This is a genomic window from Chitinophaga sp. 05T412 (assembly GCF_056396465.1).
On the sequence record NZ_JBFTLN010000080.1, the window covers coordinates 1 to 473 of the forward strand.

General features: G+C 45.2%; 1 protein-coding gene. It reads right to left on the bottom strand.

Translation table 11 applies throughout. The features are described from left to right. On the bottom strand, window positions 1-473 hold a 473-nt coding region (locus AC1DFM_RS34760), incomplete at both ends, for a condensation domain-containing protein (RefSeq protein ID WP_477081378.1).

Consider the following 473-nt stretch of genomic DNA (forward strand, 5'->3'; position numbering starts at 1 on the left):
CATACAGACTGGATATCGGCAGATAAGTCCGTGGGTTGTGTGTTGTAGTGGATGCTGAAATCTATATCAGGAAGAATGTATTGTTGTACGCCATACTCTTCATCTTCCTTAAAAATGGTTCTCAGCACTTCATGYCGTTCAATSARYAMATCAAACGCATGTTCCAGTTGAGCGATGTTTAACTCGCCGGTCAGCGTATAAACGCCTGGCATGTTATAGGCCACACTACCTTCTTCAAACTGGCTYAATACCCATAAACGACGCTGGGAAGACGATAAAGGATAAGCTGCCTGTTGTGGCGCCCGCGCAATCTGTGCAAAAGCGGTTTTACGYGATTTTGCAATCAGTAACGCCTGCTCTTCTAGTATACTGTTGGAAAAAAGTACTTTTAATGGCAGCTTCACTTCAAAKGCCTTGTGGATCAAACTGGCCAGTCTCGTGGCTTTCAGGCTATGGCCTCCCAGCTCAAAGAA